The sequence below is a fragment of the Polynucleobacter yangtzensis genome (assembly GCF_027924165.1).
GTDB lineage: Bacteria > Pseudomonadota > Gammaproteobacteria > Burkholderiales > Burkholderiaceae > Polynucleobacter > Polynucleobacter yangtzensis.
Window position 1 is genome coordinate 1,517,922 of record NZ_AP026973.1, and the last position, 21,659, is coordinate 1,539,580.

25 protein-coding genes are annotated in these 21,659 nt (G+C 45.6%); 13 read left to right on the forward strand and 12 right to left on the reverse strand.

Annotated features, from left to right (window positions below; all coding sequences use genetic code 11):
• Nucleotides 1–12 precede the first annotated feature (12 nt).
• Nucleotides 13–990 carry a Bug family tripartite tricarboxylate transporter substrate binding protein gene (locus QMF28_RS07595; RefSeq protein WP_068324384.1) on the forward strand — a complete coding sequence of 326 codons (978 nt, stop codon included), beginning with the start codon at nt 13–15 and terminating at the stop codon, nt 988–990.
• 41 nt (nt 991–1,031) lie between these two features.
• On the opposite strand, the gene crcB is transcribed toward QMF28_RS07595, so the two are convergent.
• From crcB to QMF28_RS07615, 4 genes are read right to left on the reverse strand one after another with little or no spacing between them, the layout of a single operon-like run.
• Nucleotides 1,032–1,409 carry a fluoride efflux transporter CrcB gene (gene crcB, locus QMF28_RS07600; protein ID WP_068324388.1) on the reverse strand — a complete coding sequence of 126 codons (378 nt, stop codon included), beginning with the start codon at nt 1,407–1,409 and terminating at the stop codon, nt 1,032–1,034.
• A gap of 10 nt (nt 1,410–1,419) precedes the next feature.
• The gene (ygiD, locus tag QMF28_RS07605; RefSeq protein ID WP_068324392.1) at nt 1,420–2,199 is read right to left on the reverse strand and encodes a 4,5-DOPA-extradiol-dioxygenase; all 780 of its coding nucleotides are present in this window, start codon (nt 2,197–2,199) and stop codon (nt 1,420–1,422) included.
• Nucleotides 2,200–2,208: 9 nt separating this feature from the next.
• Entirely contained in the window at nt 2,209–2,346 is a 138-nt protein-coding gene (locus QMF28_RS07610) for a hypothetical protein (protein ID WP_012358215.1), read from the reverse strand.
• Between the two features lie 44 nt (nt 2,347–2,390).
• The gene (locus tag QMF28_RS07615) at nt 2,391–2,558 is read right to left on the reverse strand and encodes a hypothetical protein (RefSeq protein WP_216212126.1); all 168 of its coding nucleotides are present in this window, start codon (nt 2,556–2,558) and stop codon (nt 2,391–2,393) included.
• Nucleotides 2,559–2,586: 28 nt separating this feature from the next.
• Here QMF28_RS07615 and QMF28_RS07620 point away from each other — a divergent pair, with 28 nt between their 5' ends.
• Nucleotides 2,587–3,249, forward strand: coding sequence for a site-2 protease family protein (locus QMF28_RS07620; protein ID WP_281742091.1), 663 nt, complete (start codon nt 2,587–2,589; stop codon nt 3,247–3,249).
• 68 nt (nt 3,250–3,317) lie between these two features.
• Nucleotides 3,318–3,770, forward strand: coding sequence for a c-type cytochrome (locus QMF28_RS07625; protein WP_281742092.1), 453 nt, complete (start codon nt 3,318–3,320; stop codon nt 3,768–3,770).
• Between the two features lie 17 nt (nt 3,771–3,787).
• Here the strand turns inward: QMF28_RS07625 and QMF28_RS07630 are convergent, their stop codons facing one another.
• Nucleotides 3,788–4,468 (reverse strand): cytochrome b/b6 domain-containing protein, encoded by a 681-nt coding sequence (locus tag QMF28_RS07630; protein WP_281742093.1) that lies wholly within the window; start codon nt 4,466–4,468, stop codon nt 3,788–3,790.
• Nucleotides 4,469–4,511: 43 nt separating this feature from the next.
• Between QMF28_RS07630 and QMF28_RS07635 the strand changes: the two genes are divergently transcribed.
• Complete coding sequence (locus QMF28_RS07635) at nt 4,512–5,717, forward strand: MFS transporter (protein WP_281742094.1); 1,206 nt, start codon at nt 4,512–4,514, stop codon at nt 5,715–5,717.
• Nucleotides 5,718–5,753: 36 nt separating this feature from the next.
• On the opposite strand, the gene QMF28_RS07640 is transcribed toward QMF28_RS07635, so the two are convergent.
• Entirely contained in the window at nt 5,754–6,695 is a 942-nt protein-coding gene (locus QMF28_RS07640; RefSeq protein ID WP_068324404.1) for a 3-hydroxyacyl-CoA dehydrogenase family protein, read from the reverse strand.
• Nucleotides 6,696–6,779: 84 nt separating this feature from the next.
• Here QMF28_RS07640 and QMF28_RS07645 point away from each other — a divergent pair, with 84 nt between their 5' ends.
• From QMF28_RS07645 to QMF28_RS07660, 4 genes are all read left to right on the forward strand, one after another.
• Nucleotides 6,780–7,709 (forward strand): 2-hydroxyacid dehydrogenase, encoded by a 930-nt coding sequence (locus tag QMF28_RS07645; RefSeq protein ID WP_281742095.1) that lies wholly within the window; start codon nt 6,780–6,782, stop codon nt 7,707–7,709.
• Nucleotides 7,710–7,724: 15 nt separating this feature from the next.
• Entirely contained in the window at nt 7,725–8,651 is a 927-nt protein-coding gene (locus QMF28_RS07650; protein WP_281742096.1) for a dihydrodipicolinate synthase family protein, read from the forward strand.
• Nucleotides 8,652–8,682: 31 nt separating this feature from the next.
• Nucleotides 8,683–9,633 carry a TAXI family TRAP transporter solute-binding subunit gene (locus tag QMF28_RS07655; RefSeq protein ID WP_068324411.1) on the forward strand — a complete coding sequence of 317 codons (951 nt, stop codon included), beginning with the start codon at nt 8,683–8,685 and terminating at the stop codon, nt 9,631–9,633.
• 85 nt (nt 9,634–9,718) lie between these two features.
• Nucleotides 9,719–11,731 carry a TRAP transporter permease gene (locus QMF28_RS07660; protein WP_281742097.1) on the forward strand — a complete coding sequence of 671 codons (2,013 nt, stop codon included), beginning with the start codon at nt 9,719–9,721 and terminating at the stop codon, nt 11,729–11,731.
• Nucleotides 11,732–11,803: 72 nt separating this feature from the next.
• On the opposite strand, the gene QMF28_RS07665 is transcribed toward QMF28_RS07660, so the two are convergent.
• A complete protein-coding gene (locus QMF28_RS07665; RefSeq protein ID WP_068324416.1) occupies nt 11,804–12,937 on the reverse strand; it encodes a mandelate racemase/muconate lactonizing enzyme family protein in 1,134 nt (377 codons plus the stop codon).
• A gap of 105 nt (nt 12,938–13,042) precedes the next feature.
• On the opposite strand from QMF28_RS07665, the gene QMF28_RS07670 reads away from it, so the two are divergent.
• Both QMF28_RS07670 and QMF28_RS07675 read left to right on the forward strand, forming a co-directional pair.
• Complete coding sequence (locus tag QMF28_RS07670) at nt 13,043–13,969, forward strand: 3-hydroxyacyl-CoA dehydrogenase NAD-binding domain-containing protein (protein ID WP_281742098.1); 927 nt, start codon at nt 13,043–13,045, stop codon at nt 13,967–13,969.
• 65 nt (nt 13,970–14,034) lie between these two features.
• Complete coding sequence (locus QMF28_RS07675; RefSeq protein WP_281742100.1) at nt 14,035–15,489, forward strand: M23 family metallopeptidase; 1,455 nt, start codon at nt 14,035–14,037, stop codon at nt 15,487–15,489.
• Nucleotides 15,490–15,580: 91 nt separating this feature from the next.
• On the opposite strand, the gene QMF28_RS07680 is transcribed toward QMF28_RS07675, so the two are convergent.
• The gene (locus tag QMF28_RS07680) at nt 15,581–16,021 is read right to left on the reverse strand and encodes a universal stress protein (protein ID WP_068324422.1); all 441 of its coding nucleotides are present in this window, start codon (nt 16,019–16,021) and stop codon (nt 15,581–15,583) included.
• 87 nt (nt 16,022–16,108) lie between these two features.
• Here QMF28_RS07680 and QMF28_RS07685 point away from each other — a divergent pair, with 87 nt between their 5' ends.
• Together QMF28_RS07685 and QMF28_RS07690 are read left to right on the forward strand one after the other, a co-directional pair.
• Nucleotides 16,109–16,510 (forward strand): DUF2177 family protein, encoded by a 402-nt coding sequence (locus tag QMF28_RS07685; RefSeq protein WP_281742103.1) that lies wholly within the window; start codon nt 16,109–16,111, stop codon nt 16,508–16,510.
• 18 nt (nt 16,511–16,528) lie between these two features.
• Nucleotides 16,529–18,154 carry a SulP family inorganic anion transporter gene (locus tag QMF28_RS07690; protein ID WP_281742105.1) on the forward strand — a complete coding sequence of 542 codons (1,626 nt, stop codon included), beginning with the start codon at nt 16,529–16,531 and terminating at the stop codon, nt 18,152–18,154.
• Here QMF28_RS07690 and QMF28_RS07695 read toward each other — a convergent pair.
• Nucleotides 18,151–18,870: a sulfite exporter TauE/SafE family protein gene (locus QMF28_RS07695; RefSeq protein WP_281742107.1), complete on the reverse strand. Its 720-nt coding sequence runs from the start codon at nt 18,868–18,870 to the stop codon at nt 18,151–18,153. The genes QMF28_RS07690 and QMF28_RS07695 overlap by 4 nt on opposite strands.
• 77 nt (nt 18,871–18,947) lie before the next feature.
• Between QMF28_RS07695 and fnr the strand changes: the two genes are divergently transcribed.
• The gene (fnr, locus tag QMF28_RS07700) at nt 18,948–19,718 is read left to right on the forward strand and encodes a fumarate/nitrate reduction transcriptional regulator Fnr (RefSeq protein ID WP_281742109.1); all 771 of its coding nucleotides are present in this window, start codon (nt 18,948–18,950) and stop codon (nt 19,716–19,718) included.
• Here fnr and QMF28_RS07705 read toward each other — a convergent pair.
• The 3 genes from QMF28_RS07705 to ccoG are packed head-to-tail and all read right to left on the reverse strand — an operon-like array spanning nt 19,715 to nt 21,658.
• Entirely contained in the window at nt 19,715–19,975 is a 261-nt protein-coding gene (locus QMF28_RS07705; protein ID WP_281742110.1) for a hypothetical protein, read from the reverse strand. The two genes, fnr and QMF28_RS07705, sit on opposite strands and share 4 nt — an antisense overlap.
• Nucleotides 19,972–20,175, reverse strand: coding sequence for a FixH family protein (locus QMF28_RS07710; protein ID WP_281742111.1), 204 nt, complete (start codon nt 20,173–20,175; stop codon nt 19,972–19,974). The genes QMF28_RS07705 and QMF28_RS07710 overlap by 4 nt, the downstream gene beginning before the upstream one ends.
• Before the next feature lie 25 nt (nt 20,176–20,200).
• Complete coding sequence (gene ccoG, locus QMF28_RS07715; RefSeq protein WP_281742112.1) at nt 20,201–21,658, reverse strand: cytochrome c oxidase accessory protein CcoG; 1,458 nt, start codon at nt 21,656–21,658, stop codon at nt 20,201–20,203.
• Nucleotide 21,659: the final 1 nt, after the last annotated feature.

A 21,659-nucleotide genomic window follows, 5' to 3' on the forward strand; every position in this document is an offset into this window, starting at 1 on the left:
CCAAGGAAAAATATGAGAATCATTTCAAATATTTCTGCTTTCCTGCTGTGTTTATTTACTGTTTTCTCAAGCCCTATATTTGCTCAAAGCAATTACCCCAACAAGCCGATTAACCTTATTGTTCCCTACGGCGCAGGCGGAAGTGCAGATTCGAGAAGTCGTCAGCTTGGTCAAAAGATGAGTCTGATCCTCAAGCAACCTATTGTGATTGATAACAAACCAGGTGCCGGTGGGAATATTGGCACTGAGGCTATCGTGCGTGCAGCTCCTGACGGATACACCATCGGCATGGGTAACTTTGCGCCAATGGCTGTGAACAAAACCCTCTTCGGCAATTTGCGCTATGACCCCGAGATCGATTTAACTCCCATCATCCTAGTGGAAAAAGGTCCCTTGGTTTTGGTGGTTAATCCCAACTCCCCCTTTAAAACAGTCCAAGATATTGTTGTTGCAGCAAAAGCAAAGCCGGGTGTTCTCACATTTTCCTCGGGCGGCATTGGTGGAAGCCATCAACTTTCTGCAGAGCTGTTTGAGCTGAACGCAGGCATTCAGATGATTCACGTACCTTACAAGAGTGGATCTGCCGCATTGACTGATCTAATGGCCGGCAACGTTGATCTGATGTTTGATCAAATGTATTCAGCGGTTCCAAGTATTAAGGCGGACAAGATTCGGCCACTCGCCATTACTAGCAAAAAGCGCTCACCCTTACTTCCGAATGTTCCTAGCTTTGTTGAGTTGGGCTACCCAAAAGTAGAGGTTCTAAACTGGCAAGGTCTCATCGCGCCCAAAGGAACACCCAAAGCCATTATTGACAAGCTCAATGCTGCCGCAAATGAAGCACTCAAAGATCCTCAGCTACGTGAACTGATGCTCGCACAAGGTAATGAGATTGGCGGGGGAAGCCCCGCAGAATTTGCTGCTCTCGTTAAATCTGAAGCAAGCAAATGGAGCGCAGTAGTAAAAAGCGCGAACATCAAGCCAGAGTAAAGAACATTGATAAACATTAAAGGGGCTTGAAGCCCCTTTATTTATTTAAGCGCTTGGTAAGTCAGGATACCTAAGAAGGTAAGGACGAGTGAACCAACCAAATTCAGAAGAGCGGTACCTAAGGCCCATGTAAATTCACCGCGCTGCATAAAGCCAACTACTTCAGCAGAAAAACTAGAGAAAGTAGTCAGACCCCCTAAGAAACCCGTTACAACTAAAAGCTTCCACTCAGGAGATAGGTGTGGGTTATTGCCAAAAAAAGCTACTGCAACCCCTATCAAATAACCACCAACCATATTAGAGATAAAAGTCCCTAAAGGCAGAGCAGCTCCAGCACCAACAGTTAGAAAATTAAAAGACGCTCTCAATAAAGCCCCTAAACCGGCGCCAACGAAAATTGCAAAGATTGATAGCCACATAGTCTGTTCTTTATTGAATGGAGAAACCCAACATGCTAATTGAACTCATCTCGATGCCATCAGTATAGATTTTTACTTGCTCACCCTCTTCTTGTAAAGCTAAGGTATAAAGGGCAGGCCAATAATGTTCAGGGGTCGGTATCGACATATGAGCAGCATCACCATAGCGCTCCCAATCGATCAAAGACTCATGGTGATTGGCGCGTATCTCCGAAACGAAAAAATCATTGAAGTCTTTTGCCCAAGGATATGGCTGAGCATCCTCTTGCCAATGAATTGTGCGCAAGTTATGCACCACATTGCCGCTCGACAAAATGAGAATATTTTCATCACGTAATGGGCGCAACTGCTTAGCCAACTCGTAATGCTCCCTCGCTGACTTTGATCCGTCTAGGCTCAACTGCACCACCGGTACATCAGCCTCAGGGTACAGATACTTCAGGACTGACCATGCACCATGGTCAATACCCCATTCGTTTTCTTCAAGCACTACCGGAACATTCAATAACTCTTGCACGCGGTCTGCTAATGCAGGACTGCCTGGCGCAGGATATTGAATATCAAAAAGGGCTTGCGGAAATCCACCGAAGTCGTGAATTGTTTTAGGTTTGGACATTGCGGTAACCCATACCCCGCGAGTTACCCAATGAGCCGAGATTACCAATATGGCATCTGGGCGTTTGAATGTTTTTCCTAGAGCAGACCAGGCCGCTGTAAAGCGGTTGGGCTCTATGGCATACATCGGACTGCCATGGCCAGCAAATACTGCAGGTTGGCGATGGCTAGTCATTAATGCAGATTAACCGAATACGTAACCTGTATGTGCTGCAACCAAAGCAAACAAAATAGCCAAGCTAGTAGCGGCGCCCAACATCACGATCAATGTAATGATCTTTTTGTTGATTTCTTCTTTTGATTCGTTATGCCATTCGTTCATGCTAAATCCTCTGTAAACACATTAATGAGTGGGGTAATTATCCACTATCGACCGCGACCAGCCTTGCGCATCATGCCTTTTCCCCCGCCAAAGCCTGCCTGAGGCCTTCCAGCAGGTCCAGATGGGCCTTTTGGGACGGGTGGGCGTGCTGGCGGCTTGGCAATTACTGCCTTAGCCGGGGTCTTTGAATCGGGTTTCTTTTCGTCAGTCACTTTGAGCTCCTATGGATATCATATTGCCATGATTACCGACTATTCTATCCAAGCTATCGCAATTAATGCGATTCCCCTGATTTTTGCCATCACCATTCACGAAGCAGCCCATGGTTATGCCGCCCGTCGATTTGGGGATAACACGGCCTACATGCTGGGAAGAGTCAGCCTTAACCCCACTAAACATATAGACCCCGTTGGTACTATTTTGATCCCGCTGGTCTTGCTTCTAACTGGGTCGCCATTTTTAGTGGGCTACGCCAAGCCTGTTCCGGTAAATTTTGGACGCCTCAGAAACCCCAGAATTGACTCGATATGGGTTGCCTTGGCAGGTCCAGGCTCGAATTTCATTCAAGCACTGATTTGGCTCATCCTCTTGATTTGCTTAGTAGGTTTTGGGGTCAATGAAAAATTTCTAATCTCCATGTCTCAAGCGGGCATCACCTGGAATTTGGGCTTATTGGTATTCAACCTATTTCCCCTGCCCCCTCTGGATGGGGGCCGCGTCCTAGCAAGCCTACTTCCTGCACGTCAGTCGATTGCCCTTGGCAAGTTAGAGCCTTGGGGCTTCTTTATTGTGCTGGGACTCGTATTTACTGGGGTCATTAGCGCCTTATGGATGACTCCACTGATGAGCTTCTTTGAATGGCTCATCCTTTTACTCACCAGCCCTCTCAGAATGATCTTTTAAGCAAGCGGAAAAGCATTTTCTGGGATATTCTGAATCCACGTAGCGCACCTCATATTAGGAGAACAATCATGAAACTACAAAAATTGGTTTTAGCAGGCACCGCAACTGTTTTAGCGATTGGCGCAGGCGTAGCTTTTGCGCAATTCCAAAAACCAGAAGATGCCATTAAATATCGCCAGAGCGCATTTACGGTCATGGCAAACTCTTTTGGAAAAATTGGCGCAGTTGTTAAGGGCGAAGCGCCTTACAACAAAGATGAAGTTGCTAAGAATGCTGCCATTGTTGCGATGATGTCTACTTTGCCATGGCAAGCCTTTGGTCCTGGCACCGAAGGCGGCAAAGCACAACCAGCTGTCTGGTCTGATAACGCCAAGTTCAAGGCTGCAGGTGACAAGATGCAGTTAGCAGTAGTAGATCTTAATAAAGCTGCTCAGTCTGGCGATCTCGAAAGTATTAAGAAAGCCTTCGGCGCAGCTGGCGCAACTTGCAAAGGTTGTCATGACGACTTCAAAAAGAAATAACCTAACTTTATTGGTATTTACTTCGTAATAAAGTAACCCACTACTACCGCGATTAAGCTAAAGAGCAGTAAAGCAAAACCGCGCTGTAGCCCTCCGTCATTGGAGGCTCGACCCAAGTCAGCAGGCAAGTATTTAGCCTCTTCGCTTGGGTCAATTTCTTTGTCGCCGCTGATCATTGGTTTAATAAGATTTTCACCTTTAAATTTTTTGTAGAACCAGATCGCCGCAATATGAATAGTAATCAGCGTATAGATCACCACCTGATTGCCCTCATGAATCTGGGACAGAAATGAGCTTACCGAGCTCGATACATATTTTGCTAGCGGCCCCTGAAAGGCAATCTCATCATCGACAAACAAACCCGTTGTAACTTGTACGCACAATACAAAAAGCAATGCGAACACAGACAATGCACCAACTGGATTATGACCAAGCATGCGAGGTGAACCCCCTTGCAAATAAGCAAGAATCGCCTTTTTACTCGGAAAGAAGGAGACAAAACGCGCGTGAGTAGAGCCAATGAAACCCCAGATTATTCTGAAGATCAATAAGCATAAAATGCTGTAGCCAAAATAGGCGTGCCATTGAATGGCATTGCCACCTATATTGACGCTAATAAAACTGCCAATAATGCAGAGCACTAACAACCAGTGAAATAAACGAATTGGCAAATCCCAGACGCGAATGATTTTCTTCATGTTTAAAGGATAACTCGCTTCTCCCTTAAAATGCTGAGAATTCATGAATCCCGGCAAAGCCTTTAGAACCTTACTGCTGTACCGCATCGGTGCAACACTCAGCTACCAAATTACGATGGTAGCGGTAGGTTGGCATCTTTATGAAATCACCAATAGCGTGGTGTCACTCGGACTCATTGGTCTTGCAGAGCTTGTACCCTACTTTGCACTTGCCCTTTATTCAGGACATGCAGTTGATCACTATTCGCGCAAATGGATTGCGGCCATTGCCTGCCTGATTCATATTGCAGTAGGTTTATTTTTAACCTGCATTGCGCTAGGTTGGCTTTCTCCACCAGTCCCATTGATTTACACCGCCGTTGCATTTATTGGTGTTGGGCGAGCCCTCTTAAGGCCATCCTATCAAGCGCTGTTTGGCCAGATCATTCCAAGAGATCAACTACCCAGATACACAGCCTATGCATCCTCTGCTTTTCAGATTTGTGTAGTGGCCGGCCCAGGACTGGGTGGACTCATGATTGGCTTTGCGGGTCTCGAATGGACTTACTTACTTGCTGCATTTTGTGGAGCAGTCGGTTTATACGGAATCACCTTTATTAACGCCGTACAAGAAAAGTCCAGCAACCTATCTGGTCACTTCTTGAAGAGTTTTTTGGAGGGCTTTCATTACGTCAGAAAACATGAGCTCATTTTGGGCATCATGGCGCTCGACATGTTTGCCGTTCTCTTTGGTGGCGCCGTTTCTATCCTGCCCGCATTTGTTAAAGAAGTTTTGAACGCGGGGCCAGAGACCTTGGGGATTTTGCGTGCCGCACCCGCAGCAGGCGCTGTGATTACCGGAATCTACTTAGCTCGACGCCCGATTCTGACGGATTCTGGCAAACATCTTCTTATCTCAGTTGCTGGGTTTGGCGCAGCGATCATTGCCTTTGGTATCTCTAGTAATTTATGGCTATGCGCCCTCTTCTTATTTATTTCTGGATGCTTTGATTCTGTGTCAGTCGTGATCCGAGGAAGCATCATGCAACTGACAACACCGGATCATATGCGCGGCAGAATTAGTGCCATCAACGGAATCTTTATTGGTTCATCTAATGAATTAGGCGCACTTGAATCTGGCATTGCCGCCAGCATGATGGGCCTAGTACCATCTATCGTATTTGGTGGGGTGGCCACGATTGCAATCGTATTGATTACACATCGCCTTGCGCCACACCTGAGTAGATTACATTTAAAAGATATCGCTTAAAGTAATTTGATGCATTACTGAATTGCTAACTTGCCACTATTTAATCTCAGGCAAATCTTTCTGAATAATCTTCAGGCCAGCACGCAGGGCATCTTGATAGCGCTCACGCTCTGCTTTAATCGTTTCAGCAGTCCATGTGAAAAAGCCTTCACCAGTTTTCATTCCAAACTTTCCGCTTTCAATACGGTCGCTCAAACACTTCGCAATGGTAGGTGAATTATTTAGAGTGGGGTAAATTGTTGCTCCGCCAGCGCCATGCACCTCAAGACCAGCGTGATCTCTTTGCATAGCCGGTCCTGCTGCAATATAACGAAAGCCAAAGCCAAAGCGCACAGCTTTATCAATATCTTCAGGCGTACATATTCCCTCATCAACCATAGCAAAAGCCTCACGCGATAAAGCGTGTTGCAAGCGATTTGCTAAAAATCCAGGGAGATCTTTTTTCACAGTCACCGGCACCATGCCGCAAGCAGTCATTAATCGCGAAAGACTCTCGCCAACCATCGGGGAAGTCTTTTGACCATAAACTACTTCCACACAGGGCACTAAATGTGCGGGCATAAAAAAATGTAGGCCGATCATTCTGGCAGAGGTTCTCAAGCCGCTCGCGATTTCGCTAATAGGGAAACTTGTACTATTGCTAGCCAATACTGCCTCTGGCTTTGCATATTTTTCTAACTTGGCAAATAGCTCGCGCTTAATATCTAAGCGCTCTGGCACACATTCAATCACCAGATCGATGTCCGTCCAATCAACCTCTTCTAGAGTTCCGGCAACAGTGAGTAAATGGGTACGATGCTCGTATCCCAAATCAGCCATCGTGTTGGCGAAGTAGTCGGGCAACAGCGCGCGTCTTTCGGTTGTTGGCTCGACTACCTGCACAGCACAACCACCACGCGCACATACTGCTGCAACGTCTGCACCCATAGTGCCGCCACCGACTATCACCACTTTGGTTTCGGCTGGTGTAAATAACATGAATGCTCTCCTAAAGGGTGCCGACTTTTTCTGAAAATTACTCTTACAATGGGGTCATTATTTCAATAAAAAAGCTAGTGAGACATGATCCCCGTCAATTCGGTGCTGCAGGTCGGCCATTTCCCTGAAATTATGCAGGCTGAGATAGATCGGCGCTTTACCCCTATTCATCATCCCGATCCGCAAGCTCCCGCTCCTGCTGGAAACTTTCAAGCGATTTTGATTCGCTCCAATACGAAGCTTCCGGAAGCGCTGGTTAAACAAATCCCTAGTATCCGCATGGTTGCAACCTGTGGTGTTGGTTACGACAACCTTCCTCTAGACTATTTAAAAGCAAACGGCATTAAGGCAAGCAATACGCCAGGCGTCTTAAACGACGCAGTTTGCGAACTAGCAGTCGGCATGATGCTTGCACTTTTGCGCCATATTCCCAAGGCTCAGGAATACGTCAAGAGCAATGCTTGGTCAAAGGCACCCTTCAGAATCACCACTACCCTGGCTGGCAAGCGTGTGGGGATAGCAGGCATGGGCCGGATTGGCCAAGATTTAGCCGAACGCTTAAAGCCTTTTAAGGTAGAAATTGCCTATTCAGGGCCGAACAAAAAATTACTTCCTTACACTTACTATCGAGAAATCAAGGATTTAGCGAAAGACTGTGACATCCTATTTTTAGCTTGTCCTGCTACTCCTGAAACGAACAAGATGGTGAACGCTGCGGTACTTGAGGCTCTAGGTACTACCGGTTATTTAATTAACATCGCCCGTGGCAGCGTGGTGGATGAGGATGCTCTTTTATATGCACTGCAACATAAAAAGATTGCTGGCGCTGCTTTAGATGTTTTTGAAAATGAGCCCAATCCAAACAAAGACTTTTTAAATCTTGATAATGTATTGTTGACACCACATATTGGTAGCGCCACCTCGGAAACACGGATAGCAATGACCCAATTAGCTGTAGATAATTTAGAAGCTTTCTTTAAACAACAACCACTTCCATCGGAAGTTAATAACTAGAAAAACGGAGCCAGCATGACGATCTCTCTGCACCCATCAACCTTACCTGCGGTGCTTTCCCCTGTACTTACACCATTTAAGGCAGATGGCAGCCCCGATGCTCCAAAGTTATTGAAGCAATGTAAATGGTTAGAAGCCAATGGTGTTGGTCAGGCCATCTTTGGCACAAATTCAGAAGCCAACTCGATGTCAGCCCCTCAGAAAATGAGCACTCTGACAACACTTATTGAGGGCGGATTAAGTCCTGAGCATTTGATGCCTGGAACTGGCGCCACATCGATCGATGCCACAGTCAACATGACACGCCATGCTGTAAATCATCAATGTGCAGGCGTATTAATGTTGCCCCCCTTCTATTACAAAGACGTTTCTGATGATGGCCTATTTGCTTACTTCTCTGAAGTGATTCAAAAAGTTGGCAGTGCTGCACTACAGATCTACATCTACAACATTCCACCAGTCACCAAAATTAATTTAAGCCTCTCTTTGTTAGAGCGCCTAACAAAAGAGTATCCAAAGACCATTGTTGGCATGAAAGATAGCTCTGGCGATTGGTCTTATACAGAGTCCGTTATTAAATTATTGGCGCCGCATGGTTTCCGCGTATATGCAGGTAGCGAAGTATTCTTAATGCGCGCCTTGCGTGCTGGTGGTGTGGGCTGCATCTCTGCTACTGCCAACGTGAACCCGAAAGCAATTGCCGATTTAGCTGCGCACTGGAGAGAGTCCAATGCTGATGAGCGTCAAGCTGGCCTAGATCAAGTACGTGGAATTTTCGCTAAATACCAAATGATTGCTGGCATGAAAACTGCTGTCGCTCATTACAGCAAAGATCCTGAGTGGCTCAGAGTTCGTCCACCACTCATGCAGTTAACTCCTGAGCAACAAGCTCAATTGCTCAGTGAGTTGCAACAAATCAACTTCAGCATGCCGGGCTTGTAATACAAATAATAAAATCAACTAGGAGACAACAATGAAACTACTGAAAGTCATTGCTTTATCACTGAGCTTTTTATGCGCAAGCGTGAACGCTCAAAACATTTCTATTGCAACAGGCGGTACAGGCGGTGTTTACTACCCTATGGGTGGCGGACTTGCCTCAGTACTCTCCAGCAAAGTTCCTGGGATGTCTGCCACAGCAGAAGTCACTGGTGGTTCTGTTGACAACCTGAAACTGATTGGCACTGGCAAGCCTTATGTTGGTTTCTCAATGGCTGATGCTGCTAAAGATGCCACTAGCGGTGTTGATAAGTTCAAAGATAAGCCAATTGAAGTACGCACTTTGCTAATTCTTTATCCAAACTTGATGCACGTTGCAACAGTTGAATCGACTGGCATCAAAACTATGGCTGATCTCAAAGGCAAACGCGTAAGCACTGGATCTCCTGGCAGCGCTACAGAAGTCATGGCATTCCGTCTTCTTGAAGCAGCAGGCATCGACCCAACTAAAGACATCAAGCGCGAGCGCTTAAGCGTTGCTGAATCTGTGAACGCAGTAAAGGACCGCAAGATTGATGCATTCTTCTGGGTTGGCGGCCTACCTACTGCAGCGGTAACTGATTTAGCCAATAGCCCTGGCATGAAAATTGTCATGGTCGACACATCAGCTGAAGTTCCAGCAATGAATAAGAAATATGGCAACTTGTATTTCCCATCCCTCATTACTAAGCAGACTTATAGCGGCATGGCCAAAGACAATAATGTTGCTGCAGTAGCAAACCTACTGGTTGTAAATGCCTCTATGTCAGATGACGAGGCTTACAAAATTGTAAAAGCTGTCTTTGACAACCAACTCGAGTTAGTTCGTTCACATGCTGAATACCGCAACGTCAAACTGGATGCTCAAAAAGCAAATGCAACGCCAGTTCCATACCATCCAGGTGCCTTAAAGTACTTTAAGGAAAAGGGTGTCAAAGTAAACTAAGCCAGCATTTGTAGTCAGGGGTGAGTTTGACTCACCCCTTTTTGTTTTAAAGTAGCGCATAAATATAAAAAATATAGGTTGAGACATGAATCAAAACGTTATCGATAATGAAACCCAGGAAAAATTGGATGCCTTCATCAAGCAAGAGGAAGGCGACTCTAACGACTACAAGGGTCTACTGGCCAAGTTCATCACCCTAGTTGCAGTAGGTATGTCTTTATTTCATCTTTATGCGGCCTACTCGATTGTTCCGACCCAGCAGCTTCGTGTGATTCACGTTGCCCTCGTACTATTTTTGGTTTTCTTAAGTTTTCCGATAGCAGCTCGTTTTAAAAATCGTCTCATGATCTGGGACGTGCTATTCGCCCTTGGATCTGTAGCAATCGCCTATTACATCCTAGGCGGTGGCGATGATTTCATGGACAGAAATACTGCCCCTAACTCCACTGATGTGATTATTGGTATCGGTTTGATTTTGCTGATCCTAGAAAGCGTGCGCCGAACCAATGGCATGGTGTTGGTGACCGTTACTGTTCTGTTCTTGCTCTATGCCTTATTCGGCAACTACTTACCAGCACCCTGGACACATAAAGGCTATGGCCTCGATCGTTTGGTGGGTTACATGTATATGACCCTAGAAGGTATTTATGGCACTGCTGTAGATGTCTCTGCAACCCTCATTATTCTGTTCACCATTTTTGGCGCCTTCCTGCAATTCACAGGCGCAGGTAAATTCTTTATTGATTTCTCATTTGCAGCAATGGGCGGCAAATCTTCTGGCGTAGGCAGAACCATCGTGATGTCCTCATTCTTATTGGGTGGCCCATCAGGCTCAGGCGTTGCTACAACGGTTACCGTTGGCTCAGTTGCAGCCCCAATGTTAGATAAGGTGGGTTACGAAAAGAATGCAGCTGGTGGACTTTTGGCGGCAGGCGGTCTAGGTGCAATCATTTCACCACCAGTACTCGGTGCAGCAGCCTTCTTGATTGCTGACTTTTTGAAGATTTCCTATTTAGATGTGTTGTTAATGGCAACCATCCCAACGATCCTCTTTTATCTTGGCTTGTTTGTCATGGTAGAGATTGATGTTCGTAAATATGGCATGAAGAGCATTCAGTTTTCATCAGCTGAAACTGCGTGGCAACTTACTAAAAAATATTGGTTCCACTTTTTCTCACTCATCTCCATCGTCGTTTTTATGTTGATGGGCTTCTCTCCAGTCATGTCGGTATTTTGGGCAACCGTAGTTTCTGCACTATCCAGCATGTTGCGCGAAGATACCGCAATCATTCCTTGGGCATGGTTTAAGGGGAAAGAACCCATTTTTAAAGGACTCTACAACTCGAACCTCACGAAGGCGCTTGCCTCTGGATCAACCGGTGTATTAGCGATTGCTGCTACCTGTGCTGGGGCTGGCTTGATCGTCGGTACCGTCACTCTGACAGGTCTTGGTCTGAAATTTAGCTCGATTGTGATTCAGTACGCTGGCGGATCTCTTCTGCTAACAACGATCTTTACCGCTTTAGTGGTTTGGGTGGTTGGTCTGGCTGTTCCAGTGACGGCTTCTTACATTATTTGCGCAGTGATTGCAGCGCCTGCTCTCATTAATTTGGGCGTACCTGCATTTGCTGCTCATATGTTTATCTTCTATTACGCCGTACTTTCTGAAGTATCGCCACCGACTGCACTCTCTCCATTTGCAGCAGCGGCGATATGCAAAGGCAATCCCTATAAGACCACTTTGCAAACTTGGAAGTATGTTGCTCCAGCCATCCTAGTGCCATTCATGTTTGTATTAGACAAGTCTGGTGTCAGCTTATTGTTGATGGGATCTACTACTGCACTTGAGCAAGCAGACTGGATGCAAATCGCCTGGGTCTCATTTACAGCTGTAGTCGGAATCATCTGCTTGGCTGGAGGACTACAGGGCTGGTTCATCGAGAAAACCAAAATCTTTGAACGCGTGATTATGGTGATCTCTGGAGTTGCTCTTGCCTACCCCTCTACTGAGGCAGACTTGATTGGCTTCATCGGATTTGGTTTGGTTCTGGTTACTCAAACCATTACGCATTTCAAACTCAATCCGCGATCATCTTAAGAAGCTCTCTCTTGAAAACAATAAAGCCCGCACTAGCGGGCTTTATTTTTAAGCAAGAAGGTACAACTCTACTTACGAGATCTTGGTCCAAGCAGCTTTGCCTGCGTACTTCTTTACAGCCGCTTCATCAAACTCAAATCCTAGGCCCGGGGTTTTATGCAATATCAGATCCCCATTTTTAAAGGTGAGCTGCTTGTTAATTAATCTACGGAAGTTGAGAACCTGGTCATCCAAAAAGAACTCAACAAAACGAGCATTTGGGGTAGCGGCTACCAAGGGCGCATGTAAATCATGCATCCAGTGCGGGCAGACTATGACGCCTTTTAAATCTGCATATGCGGAGATTCTTCTCCACTCGGTAATACCGCCACACACTGCAGCATCAGATTGCAAAATAGCAGCGCCACCTGCATCAATAAGCTCTCTAAAACGCCAACGTCCCGCTTCCATTTCACCAGTAGCAACGTTAATCTTCGTTTGACGAGCTAATGCAGCATGCAGATCGATCGCATCTGGTGAAAAAGGTTCTTCGATCCAGTAAGGGTTATAAGCTTCAAAACGACGCACGTACTCAAGAGCGGTTGGTAGATCACGCCAAGCATTGTTAGCGTCCAAAGTAAGCAAAACATCATCACCCACCGCTTTACGAGCCGCTTTAACTCGAGCCTCCTCTTCGGATGGAGATAGGCGACCTACCTTCATCTTCACTGCCTTAAAGCCCTGTTTGACGTAAGACTCCATCTCTTTGCCAAGCTTAGCCGGAGTCTTTCCTTCAAGGTAGTAGCCGCCACTAGCATAGGCCGGCACGCGATCATCCACCACTGAACCGAGGTATTGATGCAAGGGCAAGCCCACTGATCGTGCATTTAAATCCCACAGAGCTGTATCCAAAATAGAGATTCCACGCATTACTGCCCCTGTGCGTCCCTGCAAGATGGATTCGTTGTACATCTCCATCCAGAGACCTTCACTGCGGTGACTATTTTGACCAATCAGTTTTGGAGCTAATAATTGCTCTACGGCAACCTTGGCGATATCTCCGCCAGCGCTACCAACATAACAAAAGCCAATCCCTTCGTTTCCATCCTTGCCGCGAACTTTCACTAGACAATAATGACGCTCAGAAACGGTGCGAGTAGAAAATGAGGTGACCTTGTCTAAAGGTACCGCTACAGAAGCAACTTGGATGGATTCAATAATCGGCATCTAAACTCCTTAATCAAAAAATGATTGTATCCAGAATTTAGATTGCCGACAGGAGTCTAAATAAGGAATAATCGACCCATTCCTAACAGCATACGCAGGTGGAGAATGAGCAAAGTGGTTGTCATCGGAACGGGAACTATGGGTGTTGGCATTGCGGCTGGATTTTTAGCCAGTGGCGCCAACATTGTCATGCTAGGTCGCACCTCAGATAAGGCTTTGGCCTGTCTCGACTCCATTAGATCATGTGCAAATTCACTTAATACTGAATGGCCAAAGGCAAACCCCTCGTTACAAAGCGGTAGCATTGAAACCTGGCAAGACTGGGATAATGTAGATTTTGTGATTGAAACAGTATCCGAGCAATTGCAATTAAAGCAGGACATCTTTGCCCTGCTAGACCAGCGTGTTCCGCCTCACATTCCCATTGGTAGTAATAGTTCTGGCTTTCCTATCAGCGATATTGCAAAGGATCTGCCAACAGCACATCGCATGTTTAATGCCCACTACTTTATGCCTGCGCACATCGTGCCACTCGTAGAAATTGTTACGGGGAAACGTTCTGATTTAGCCTTAGCAGAAAAGCTCTGCCAGTTTTATCGCGCCCACGGCAAGAAGCCGGTGCTAGTTAAAAAAGACATCCCGGGGTTTTTAGCAAATCGCATTCAGCATGCATTAATGCGTGAAGCACTCTCGCTTGTAGAGGAAGGTGTTGCCACTCCTGACGATATAGATACCGCGGTGCGCTATAGCTTTGGATTTCGCTACGCTGCAGTTGGGCCTATGACTCAGAAAGAAATCTCTGGCTGGGAAGGTATGACCTTAGCCGCAGAATTGATATACCCATCCCTATCCAATATCACTCAACCGCCAAGTTGTGTAACCAATTTAATCAAAAGTGGCAAAACTGGTATCGCTAAGGGCGCAGGATTTAAGGATTGGCCCACTCATGAGGCAACTCTCATGAAGCAGAAGTACGAACAAAGACTAAAGGCTGCCTTTGAAGTTCTAAATATCGCGCCAGACCAAGATTAAATCTAATTTGTTGCAGCACAGCATATTTATTCGCCGACGCTTTCACATTATTAGATAATTAAGGGGTGAATACAAAAGCATCTTTTCGCTCCCTCTTCAGTAGGGCTGTCATTATTTTGTCTGGCTGTGCCTTTCTAAGTTCAACACCGGGCTTAGCTTATGCACAGAGCAATTCAACTCAAGGCCCTGGCCAGACTCGCAACAAGATCACAGTTCAAACCACCAAACAGGTTGGATTGAAAGACAAATCTGCGGGTTCGAGCTCAAAAACTAGCAGTATGAGTCTCAATCCAGCCCTCTTTCAGCGCAAAGCGCCGGATGAGTTGATGCTCGATAGCGACGCCAATCTTGACTATCGCGTAGTACAAGGCTGTTTGCGACGAAGCTTTACCGAAGATAGTCTTCCCGCAAGTATTGGGATCAATAACAGCCAATTTGCCGAATTCTTTAAGAATCAGACCAAAACATTTTTTGATCACATGCGTGGGGACTGCATCCCTTATGCGGTTGCTTTCGGTAGTCGCAATCGCTTTGACTCGCTCAGCATTATGAATGGCCCAATTCAAGACAGTAAGACTGAAGTATGGACATTTACACCTTCAGCAGTTGGTGGCTTTTTAATTCAACAAGACTTACTTAAAGATGAATCTAAGCGTTTAACGGAGATTCGTATTCCCTTAAGAGACGTTCTATACGATCCCCGCAAAGTAAGCGACCAACTACCAGTTGAACTGGTTTGGGAATTGAATTCTCTAATTAAACAAATTTATCCAGAAGAAAATAATTCTCTCGAAAATACTAATAGCGTTGTACGCTTGATTGTAGATTTTGGTGATCGTGAAAAATGGGCTCAGATTTGGGCCGCAGAAATCATTGATCCTGCCACTAAAGAAGTTTATGCAAACGCTTTTTGGGTAGAGCGTAATGACATCCCGGGTGGATTTTTTACTGGCTCAGGGGAATCTCTTGAGCGCTCTTTCTGGACTAACCCCTTAAGCTATCGCCGCATCTCTCGGGGCGTTGGCATGGTAAGAGCATCTTCAGGCAAGCGTAGCAAAGCACCTGCAGCAGCAACCAAATCTGCGCCTGCAACCCCCGCACCCGCTCCTAAGCAACGTTATCGCGCCCATATGGGCATTGATTACTCTGCGCCAACTGGCACGCCTGTCTTTAGTGTCGCCAATGGCAAAGTTGCTCACATTGGCTACAGCGGCGCATTTGGTAACTTGATTATTTTGGAGCATCCAGGCAATTATCATACCTACTATGCTCACTTAAGTAACTACAACGTCGAGCTCGAATTAGGCAATGAAGTGCGTCGCGGATTAGAGATTGGTTATGTTGGATCTACCGGCAGATCAACTGGACCCCATCTGCATTTCGAACTGAGAAAAAATGGTATTTACGTTGATCCTTATGCGCCGAAGACTCAACTTGATTTATGGTCTATGCGTGATAACGAAAGTGGACAGCTCACTAGAGAAATATTATTACTTGGCAGCCCCATTAAAAATAACTAAGTAAGATTGCTGGCGAGTTGTTTAAATTTAATTTACTTTAGCCAAACAAAAAGGGTCCGTAAGGACCCTTTTTAACAGAGTGCTGAGTGAATTAACCCAAAACTAATACTGGTAGTTTTGAGTGAACAATGACTTCGTGAGTCTCGCTGCCCAACAAGACACTCTTGATACCTGTGCGCTTATGGGAGGCCATCACAATGACATCTGCCTTCGCCTTTTTTGCACCATCCAAAATACCTTCAGATAAGTTGCTATTTGCAATATGAAGACTCTTTACCTTGATACCAGCACCAAGCGCAGTAGTTGCCTTCTTGAATACATCTTTTGCATAAGCCTCGCAAACCTTGGCATGCTCCTTTTGTGAAATTCCATAGCCCATGGTGCTGTCTGAGTAGACCATTGGAGGCAGAGGATCAGAAACATAAACCAGAGTTACTGCGGCGCCATCTGCCTTAGCAAGTGCAGCAACCTTCTTCAAGGATTTTTTGCTGACATCCGAACCATCTACAGGTACTAATAAATGCTTAAACATGTTTACCTCCCCCTAAATTGGACTACTAACCTAGTCTTTCCATCATAATGCTTATTATTAGCCTATAAAAGAAAAAAGGTAACTTAATTGCTCAAGAATTTTGCTATCTACGCCTCATTTTTAGTCACCCTAATCGCAATTGATTTGATATGGCTTTTAGGTATTGCAAAGAATCTCTATCGAGATCAAATGGGTGACTTAATGGCTAACGAACCCAAGCTTATAGCTGGACTTGCTTTCTACCTACTGTATGCCCTTGGGGTCTGCATTTTTGTCATTGTTCCAGCGCTATCAAAACAGTCCTGGATATATGCACTGCAATATGGCGCCCTTTTTGGATTGTTCTGCTACATGACGTACGACCTCACCAATCTTGCAGTCATTAGAGGCTTTCCAACACAGCTAGCATTGATTGATATTGCATGGGGCAGTTTTGTTACCGCCGTATGTTCAGGTATCGCCTACTGGGTTGGTAGCCGTCTCTCATAGAGTATTTATATTGAGCTTATGTTTTTTCGCCCTCGACTATTAGACGCATTTAACGGATATAACCGCACCCTTTTTACAAAGGATGTATTGGCTGGTCTAACGGTTGGTATTGTTGCGCTGCCATTAGCCATGGCCTTTGCAATTGCCAGCGGACTCAAACCAGAGGCGGGTATTTTTACCGCCATTATTGCTGGCGGTCTCATCTCACTGTTGGGCGGCAGCCGCGTTCAAATTGGCGGCCCAGCAGGTGCCTTCATTGTGATTGTCTATGGCATTGTCGAACGCTACGGCGTACCGAATTTATTGCTAGCAACTGCTTTGTCAGGAGTATTTTTATTTCTGATGGGCGTGTTTCGCCTTGGAACGCTGGTGCGTTTTATTCCCATAGCAGTCATTATTGGCTTTACGAATGGCATTGCTTTCTTGATTGGCTTATCTCAAATCAAAGATTTTTTCGGGCTCCAGATTGAAAAAATGCCTGCCCAATTTTTCCAATCTATTCATACACTCTATTTAGCTGCCGATACTTTTAATCCTGTAGCTCTTGGCTTGGCCAGTGGCAGCCTTGCTTTATTAATCTTTTGGAAGTTATTTCAGAATCGCCTGGGATGGCTATCGCATCTTCCCGGCACAGTAGTGGCTATGGTTGTGGCGACTATTGTTACTAGCGTATTTAACTTGCCAGTTGACACAATTGGCAGTCGCTTTGGGGGCATTCCTTCTGGACTTCCTTCTTTTGAATGGCTACCGGTCAGCTGGGATAACGCGCAATACATGGTTGCACCAGCCTTAACACTAGCGTTACTGGGCGCAATTGAATCTTTGCTTTGTGCCCGTATTGCTGATGGTCTCATTCATGATCGCCATGAATCAAATCAAGAATTAGTTGCGCAAGGTATTGCCAATTTCACCATCCCCTTCTTTGGTGGTATGCCAGCAACTGGCACGATTGCGCGCACCGTTACCAATGTTGAAAGCGGTGCCACTACTCCGATTGCCGGTCTTGTTCACGCCGCAACCTTGCTGATCATCGTCTTGTTTGCTGCACCGCTCGCTAAAAATATTCCACTAGCTAGTCTTGCCGCCATCTTGATGTATGTCGCCTGGAATATGGGTGAATGGAGAAAGTTTATTGATCTCAAGCAGTTCCGCCTACCATACCGAATCACCATTCTCAGCGTCTTTATTCTTACAGTTGTACTGGATCTCACCATCGCCGTTCAGGTTGGTCTGCTTTTGGCTTTTATCACTTTTATTTACCGGATCTCTAGCCTATCGCGCTGTGAGATTGCTTTAGCGAGCGATTTCCCTGGACTAGGTAACCAGCAAGGCCGCATTGATGCTTACCGCATTCATGGGGCAATCTTTTTTGGCGCAGTCAAACTGCTAGAAAAGATTGAGACAAACTTACCGTCTGACACCCTCTTACTTGATTTGAAAAATGTAATCTATATCGACACTTCAGGCATGGATACGATCATGGAGCTTGCGCATCTATGCAAGATTCGTAATATTCGCTTGCTCATTTGCGGCTTGGCACATCAACCGCTTGAGATGGCTGAACGCAGCAACTTCATTGCTACGCTTCCGCCTGACTCTTTCTACCCTGACCTGATTTCTGGAATTGAAGCAGCAACTTCTTAAGAAATACAAAAGCCACCTTTTAATAAAGCTTCTGGCAAAACCCAAGCGCGGTATAAACCAAAGCCTCCTGCAATGAGTAAAAGCGAGGCAGCTAAATAACGCACCCAACGATATTGTCCAAACTGGGTGAGTGCTGCAGAAAATTTAGAGATCAATAATAGGTTAGGTAAGGTCCCCAACCCAAACGCCAGCATCAGCCCAGCACCAGTGAGAACATCACCTGATAAAAACGCCAACGGCAAAACGCTGTATACCAATCCACAGGGCACTAAACCCCAAAGCATGCCGCTAAACCAACGCGATGGACCACTCGCCATACGCCCCAGGTATTTAGCCCAGTAAGCGGCAATTTTGGAGCTGATCCACTTACCTCCCAGCAAACCTTGTGATGAGCCCGCTTTTAAAAGACGAATGCCCATCAGTATCAAAATAAGAGAGGTTAGAGCAAACAAGGGTCGCTGAATGGGAATTAGATTTTGCTGCCAAACCACCAGGCCCACAGTAGCGGCAAGAGAACCCAAAAGAACATAAGTGGTCACACGCCCAAAATGCATGATTAACTGCAGGTAAAAAAGCTCGGATTTGGGCCTTAATGGGGTCTCCAAAGCAATGGGTCTCTCGATGGCTGCCGCTATACCTCCGCACATCAGGGCGCAGTGCCAGCCGCTCACAAGAGCGCCCAAGAATACGGCAATCAGTAGGCTAGAAGTTAGCATCTGCTATTGAAATAAAGGTTAAAAAAACGGGATTCACTACTCATATAGAATAAACTGACTGCATAATTAGTTCCAATATGAATTACAAACCTACCGACACCCCAACCAGCAAATGCTCAGTATGTGTACTGGGTCAGTTTTGCCTACCGGTTGGTCTAAACAGCAGTGAAGTCTCAAAAATTGACAGCCTGGTTAAAGAGCGAGTCCACCTACAAAAAGGAGAAAGCTTGTATCGCCATGGCGATCCACTCAGCTCTGTATACAGCGTCCGCTTTGGCACCCTCAAAACCGAATTTTGCCTCCAAGATGGTCGACAACAAGTCATTGGCTTTCATATTCCAGGCGAAATCTTAGGTTTAGATGGAATTGGTGAAGGTCATTACCAATCAGATGCGATTGCATTAGAAGAGAGTGAAGTTTGTATTATTCGCTACGAAGCCTTTGAAGATTTAGCGCGTCAAATTCCAGTACTACAAAATCAGTTTCATAAGATCATGAGTCGTGAACTGACTCAAGACCAACGTCACCTACTTTCTCTTGGTACGATGCGCGCCGAAGAAAGATTGGCTGCATTTTTATTAAGCCTCTCTCAACGCTTAGCAGCACGCGGCTATCTGAATAATGAATTTGATTTACGCATGAGTCGAAATGACATCGGCAGCTATCTTGGCATTCAAATTGAAACTGTCAGCCGTATGCTCTCGCGCTTTGCCGAATCAGGCCTGATTCAAATTAAGCAACGTCATATCAAACTGATCGATATGAACGGCCTATATGAACTGGCAGGCATTCCAAACCCTGATCGCCAGGGCTGCTCAACCCCAGAAATCCCAATCAAACAGGCTTAAATTAAGCCGCGATCTACTTCTTTGCTATCTGGTGATTCAATACCAGGCAGGATATAAGCCGTAAGCGCACTAGATGCAGCGCAAAAGATCCAAATAGCAAAAAATCCAATGGTATAGATACCCTCATCCGAGATATCTGGGTGATGACCAAAAAATAGCAAATCCTGCGGATGCACTATGGTGAACAACAAGCCTTCTGCCATGCCAGCCACCAAAAAGGAAGGCCACAAAATCCAGATCAGTAGGCGGTACTTCATTTTTGTACCTGCGTATCTTTAATCTGTTCAACTTTTAAACCCTGCTTCATTACGCCTTCGCGCAAAGGCTTGTCAGCTTGATAATTGATTGCCAGGTAAATGGTGATGATGCAACCGATCATCGCAATTGCCGGCCCACTGATCAATAACCATGGCCACAATTGTTTAAACCAAGGTTTAGTATTTTTCTGTTCTGTCATATGCATCCTCTCCATTGCTCTTGGCTTAACGGGGAATAATAAAAGTAGATTTTTCTTCGCGGGTTCTAGTGACTTCTTTATCGCCCACTACCTCTTGCGCCGTTACATCAAAATGTATTGGATAATTTCCAGAATTATTCTGACCAATAGTAGTACTTACTTTAATTGGCATCAACTGATTGCTTGCCGGTGCTACGTCAATTTCCTGAATTTCTTTACCTTGAGAATTCAGAATTTTTAAATCATCTAAGCCTGTAGCCTTAACTCGTACTTTCATTGGATGTTCAGAGGCATTCATAATCTGAATGCGATAAATATTCTCTATACGAACGCCATCAACCTCGCGCGCCAAGGCACCACGATCACGCATGACATCGACCCTTAATGGATTACGCGTTACTAAGGAAAATAGAAAAGCCGAGGCAAGGACCGTAATAAAAGCTGTATAAATTAAGACCCGTGGTCGCAAGATATGACGAATCGTGCTTTGATTCGATTCTTTATCCTCAATAGCACGCTCAGTTGTATAACGTATCAAGCCTTTAGGATAGTTCACCTTCTCCATAACCTGATTACAGGCATCAATACAGGCGCCACAGCCAATACACATGTATTGGAGACCATCACGAATATCAATACCGGTAGGACAAACTTGAACACAAATACTGCAGTCAACGCAATCACCCAAGCCAAGAGAGCCATGATCAGCAGACTTGCTGCGACTACCCCTGGACTCACCACGTACTTTGTCATACGTTACTAGGAAGGTATCCTTATCCACCATCACGCTTTGGAAGCGTGCATATGGACACATATATTTACAAACTTGCTCACGCATAAAGCCTGCGTTGCCCCAAGTTGCAAAGGCATAGAAACATAACCAGAAGGTCTGCCAAGGTCCGAGAGAGAGATGAAGCAATGACACGCCTAAAGTTTCAATCGGCGTGAAATAACCAATAAAAGTAAAGCCCGTCCAGAATGCTATTAAGAGCCATAAAAAATGCTTGGTGATCTTCAAACGCCATTTACGGAAACCCCATGGCCACTCTTCACCATCTAAACGAATACGTGCAAAGCGATCGCCTTCGACCTTGCGCTCGATCCACATAAAGATTTCGGTATATACCGTTTGAGGGCAAGCATAGCCACAAAAAAGACGCCCAGCGACTGCTGTAAAGAGAAACAAAGCTAACGCTGAGAGAATTAGTAAGAGCGTCAAATAAATAACATCCTGTGGCCAAAGTACTAGACCAAAGATGTAAAACTTACGCTGAATTAAATCGAAGAGGACTGCTTGACGGTCATTCCAACTCAACCACGGCAAACCATAAAACAGTAATTGAGTTGCAAAAACAAGGATGAAACGCCAGCGGGCAAAGAGACCCGATACGGAACGTGGGTAGATCTTTCGCCGAACCTCGTAAAGAGACTCCTCAATTACTTCTATCGGAACGGGTTTCCCACCCGGCGGAAGATCTGACACT

Coding starts and splice junctions, on each gene's coding strand:
- QMF28_RS07710 (WP_281742111.1), bottom strand. CDS start 20,175: ATGACAGAACAGAAAAATACTAAACCTTGGTTTAAACAATTGTGGCCA.
- QMF28_RS07635 (WP_281742094.1), top strand. CDS start 4,512: ATGAATCCCGGCAAAGCCTTTAGAACCTTACTGCTGTACCGCATCGGT.
- QMF28_RS07630 (WP_281742093.1), bottom strand. CDS start 4,468: ATGAAGAAAATCATTCGCGTCTGGGATTTGCCAATTCGTTTATTTCAC.
- QMF28_RS07650 (WP_281742096.1), top strand. CDS start 7,725: ATGACGATCTCTCTGCACCCATCAACCTTACCTGCGGTGCTTTCCCCT.
- QMF28_RS07695 (WP_281742107.1), bottom strand. CDS start 18,870: ATGCTAACTTCTAGCCTACTGATTGCCGTATTCTTGGGCGCTCTTGTG.
- ygiD (WP_068324392.1), bottom strand. CDS start 2,199: ATGACTAGCCATCGCCAACCTGCAGTATTTGCTGGCCATGGCAGTCCG.
- crcB (WP_068324388.1), bottom strand. CDS start 1,409: ATGTGGCTATCAATCTTTGCAATTTTCGTTGGCGCCGGTTTAGGGGCT.
- QMF28_RS07595 (WP_068324384.1), top strand. CDS start 13: ATGAGAATCATTTCAAATATTTCTGCTTTCCTGCTGTGTTTATTTACT.
- QMF28_RS07640 (WP_068324404.1), bottom strand. CDS start 6,695: ATGTTATTTACACCAGCCGAAACCAAAGTGGTGATAGTCGGTGGCGGC.
- QMF28_RS07610 (WP_012358215.1), bottom strand. CDS start 2,346: ATGAACGAATGGCATAACGAATCAAAAGAAGAAATCAACAAAAAGATC.
- fnr (WP_281742109.1), top strand. CDS start 18,948: ATGAATTACAAACCTACCGACACCCCAACCAGCAAATGCTCAGTATGT.
- QMF28_RS07705 (WP_281742110.1), bottom strand. CDS start 19,975: ATGAAGTACCGCCTACTGATCTGGATTTTGTGGCCTTCCTTTTTGGTG.
- QMF28_RS07680 (WP_068324422.1), bottom strand. CDS start 16,021: ATGTTTAAGCATTTATTAGTACCTGTAGATGGTTCGGATGTCAGCAAA.
- QMF28_RS07665 (WP_068324416.1), bottom strand. CDS start 12,937: ATGCCGATTATTGAATCCATCCAAGTTGCTTCTGTAGCGGTACCTTTA.
- QMF28_RS07645 (WP_281742095.1), top strand. CDS start 6,780: ATGATCCCCGTCAATTCGGTGCTGCAGGTCGGCCATTTCCCTGAAATT.
- QMF28_RS07625 (WP_281742092.1), top strand. CDS start 3,318: ATGAAACTACAAAAATTGGTTTTAGCAGGCACCGCAACTGTTTTAGCG.
- QMF28_RS07670 (WP_281742098.1), top strand. CDS start 13,043: ATGAGCAAAGTGGTTGTCATCGGAACGGGAACTATGGGTGTTGGCATT.
- QMF28_RS07655 (WP_068324411.1), top strand. CDS start 8,683: ATGAAACTACTGAAAGTCATTGCTTTATCACTGAGCTTTTTATGCGCA.
- QMF28_RS07660 (WP_281742097.1), top strand. CDS start 9,719: ATGAATCAAAACGTTATCGATAATGAAACCCAGGAAAAATTGGATGCC.
- QMF28_RS07620 (WP_281742091.1), top strand. CDS start 2,587: ATGATTACCGACTATTCTATCCAAGCTATCGCAATTAATGCGATTCCC.
- QMF28_RS07690 (WP_281742105.1), top strand. CDS start 16,529: ATGTTTTTTCGCCCTCGACTATTAGACGCATTTAACGGATATAACCGC.